1 pseudogene is annotated in these 447 nt (G+C 72.9%); it reads right to left on the bottom strand.

Annotated features, from left to right (window positions below):
* Window positions 1-447 (bottom strand): annotated as a pseudogene (locus ADK41_RS06840) (IS630 family transposase); the annotation flags it as partial.

A 447-nucleotide genomic window follows, 5' to 3' on the forward strand; every position in this document is an offset into this window, starting at 1 on the left:
TCCAGTCGCGGGTGTCGATAAAGGCCCGCAGCCGGGCGTCCAGGTGCACGTTGAGGCTGTCCCAGACGAGCACGAGCGGGGCGCCGAGTTGCTGGTGGGAGGCGGTCGGCAGGTCGCGGTGGTCGGTCCGGGTGAAGCTGCGCCGGCCGCCGCGCTTGTGGTCGATGTGCCGCTTGGGCCGGAGGACCAGGCGTGGGCGTTCGCCCTGCTTGCAGCAGGCCGGGGCGGCGATCGAGAACCGGCGCCGGGAACGTCCCCTCACTCGGATCACGGGCGTGTGCCCGCGCCTGGCCCAGGTGCGGGAGGCGGGGGGCGTCATCGAGAAACCGGCTTCGTCCTCGAAGACGATCCGGCCGCCGAGCGACGCCGCGGTCCTTTTACCCGAGGCCAGGTCTCCTTCACCCAGCCGGCGACCGCGTCCTCGTCGCGCTCGATCGCCCGTCGGGC

Source organism: Streptomyces caelestis, assembly GCF_001279005.1.
Lineage (GTDB): Bacteria > Actinomycetota > Actinomycetes > Streptomycetales > Streptomycetaceae > Streptomyces > Streptomyces heliomycini.